Below are 3,069 nucleotides of genomic sequence, written 5' to 3' on the forward strand. Positions count from 1 at the left end.
AGATTTTTCGGGCTGTGGCTGTGCCTAGTGCGGTATAGAATAGGTTGGTATAAGGAATGTGTCCTATTTCGTCGCTGTTTTTGTCGTAATAGTTACTGACGGGATAGGTGGTTGCTATGTCTTGGCTAGTGATTAGGTTAATTTGTCTTAGTTGTTTGAGTTGAGAAATGATTAGGGATTCACTTTGTTTGAGGATAAGCTGTTTTTCTGGTTCTAGGTTGGGTTGTGAAGGGCAGAGAACTACAATTAAAGATGCTTGACTGGTTCGGCTGGCTTTTTGAATGGCTGCTATGAGTTCTTGGGTGTTTTGACGGATTTTCTGGGCAAATTGGTCTGGGGTTTCTATGGTTGGGTCAAATCTTGCCCAGTCTTCTGGTCTGATGAATAGGAGGTTGATTCCTTGTTGGTTTTGATTGAGTTGACTTTCTGGGTTGAGTAATTCTTGCAATACTTGGTTGTAGGGGGCAAATTGTAGTTGAGTGGGTAGATTTAGTTTGTTTAGCCAATAGGTTAAACTTTCTTCTATGGGTTCGATGGTAAAGGTGCTTACTATCTGAATTGGTTCTTTTTTGTCTCTAACTTTGGCTTTTTGGGCTTGCTGTTTAAGGGGTTCGGTTAGGCTAAGTTCTTCTACTTTTCTTTTTGGATTTTCTACAACTTTTTCTAAGAATAATAGGTAGTTTTTTACCAATTCTTTAATGGTCTCTTCTTTAAATAAGTCTGTGCTGTATTCACATCTTAGATAAGTTTTTTCTTCTGATTCAATAATTTCCCATCTTTGATCAAGTAAGGCTATCCCTCTGTCCACTTCAATTGAGCTACCTTTTAACTCTTGATTAAAAGATATCTGACGGGGAAATGTTTGCAATAGCAAGGCTATATTATAAATTGGATTATAGGCAAGATTTCTTTCGGGATTGATAGTTTCTACAATCTTCTCAAAAGGATAATCTTGATACTTATATCCTTCTAAAACAGTTTTATTTTCCTGTTCTAATATTTCTTGAATCGTTTTATTTTCACTTAATTTACTCCTTAAAGCTAGAAAGTTCATGAAGCAGCCAATCAACGGCTCAATTTCCATATGATTCCTGCCTGCGACAACTGTACCTAGGACTAAATCATCCTGTTTTGTCCATTTAAAAAGCAGAAGTTTTAATGTTGTTATCAGGGTTACAAACAGAGTTGTTCCCTGTTTTTGACTTAGTTGTTTTAAAGCTGTAATTAAAGTTTCAGAAAAATCAATTTGATAGGTTGCACCCCTAAAACTTTGGGTTTTTGGTCGAGGATAGTCGGTTGGAATTTCGATTAATTTGGGAATGTTAGCTAACTTTTTAGACCAATAATCTAATTGTATTTGACCTAATTCACTCTCTACCCATTTTCTTTGCCACACGGCGTAATCTATATATTGGATTTTTAGATTTTGAAGCGACGAATCTTCTCTGTTAATCAACCCTTGATAGAGATTTTCTAATTCTCGAATAAAAATTCCTCCCGACCATCCATCAGCAACAATATGATGTAAGCAAACAAGCAAAGCGTGATGATTTTGAGTGAGTTTAATTAACGTAAATCTAATTAAACGATCTTTCTCAAGATTAAAAGGCTTGTCAATTTCTTGTTGAGAAAATTGCTTTAATTCTTCAAGATATTCCCCTGTAGATGTTTTTAAGTCGATAACGGGTAAATCTATAGATTGGTAAGATTGAGCCAACTGAACACATAGTTCTTCGGAATATATAAAGTTACTTCGCAGCACTTCATGTCGTTCAGTAATGGCTAACAAGCATTGTCGTAAAATTGAAATGTCTAGTTGACCATGAAGATCCAATAAGCAGTAAGTATTATACAACGAAGAATCGTGGCTAAATTTGTCTAATAACCAAAGTCTATTTTGGCTATAAGAAGCTGGCAAAATCTGACTATCTTTGCGGGAGATCGGTTCAATAACTTGTCTATTTAAGGTATTATTTCGTTCTCGGTGAATATCCGTTAAATGTTGAATAAGAGCAACTTTATTATTAACCAACAGTTGACGTAATTCAGGAGTCAATGTGTTTTTTGGAGCCGTATAACGCAATCGGTCATTTTCTACCCATAATCTGATATTTTTTTCACGTAATTTAGATAAAAGTTCATTAAGCTCTTTTAAAGAAATCATAGTTCTCCCTCTTCATAATCTTCATTATTTGTCTCAGTTTCAGACTGAGTTTGTTTAAAAGTCCAAGTTAAATTGTTTATATACTCTGCTAACTCTGTTAAAGTTGACCAGCTAAATAGAGCTTGTACTGATACCTCAAGTTGGAAGGATTCTCGAATCCGAGAAATAACTTGAGTGGCTAATAAAGAATTCCCTCCAAGCTCAAAGAAATTATCATAGATGCCTACCCTATCAACTTTTAAAACCTCCTGCCAAATTAAAGCTAATTGTTCTTCTAATTGATTACGCGGTGGGACATATTCCCCGATCTTTTCTGACCTAATATTCTGTTGTCTTTCTGCAATATCATGCCAAATTTCTTCGGGATTTCTCAGCTTAGTTCCTATCTCCCTTAATAACTCACAAGGGGCGACAAAGCTTGTCTTCTCAACTAAATTCGGTGACTTTTGTGTTCTGGATGCTTCTGGTTCTTTTGCTGTGAAACTTAGGTTGACTAACTCTTCACTGGCAAATTCAAACAATTCTCCTTTTTCTGTTGGTTGGGATTGTTTTTTTGCTATCTTTTCTAAAAAGTCTTTGACTGGCTGATTCTTAGCGGTGGGATAATAAGGAATTTCTATGGGGGAAAGGTTTTTCTCCTGTGCTACCTGGCCTAAGTATTTCACCATTTCATACTCTACTCCTCTACCTAATACTCGGCAACTTAGCAATAAGGTATCTACTATCAGCTTTGTTGATTGAGTCCGATATAACAAGATTCCTACTAATCCATAGTTGCCGAATCTGTCTTTGACTCTAATGCTTTTTCCTTCTAATTCTCTTGTGTTTAAAAGTTCTTCAATTTCTCTTTCTTTTCTTCTAATGGTGCTTAGATTAAATTGATTGGTTCTTTGGGTCAGTTGCGC

General features: G+C 35.7%; 2 protein-coding genes. Both read right to left on the minus strand.

Annotation, left to right across the window (positions count from 1 at the left end; genetic code table 11):
• A partial coding sequence (locus tag CY0110_RS27445) for a condensation domain-containing protein (RefSeq protein ID WP_008278935.1) occupies positions 1 to 2,164 on the minus strand: 2,164 nt, incomplete at its 3' end.
• The coding region (locus CY0110_RS31505; RefSeq protein ID WP_008278936.1) for a phosphopantetheine-binding protein at positions 2,161 to 3,069 on the minus strand (909 nt) is incomplete at its 5' end. The genes CY0110_RS31505 and CY0110_RS27445, both read right to left, overlap by 4 nt.

It is taken from the genome of Crocosphaera chwakensis CCY0110 (assembly GCF_000169335.1).
GTDB classification, from domain to species: domain Bacteria; phylum Cyanobacteriota; class Cyanobacteriia; order Cyanobacteriales; family Microcystaceae; genus Crocosphaera; species Crocosphaera chwakensis.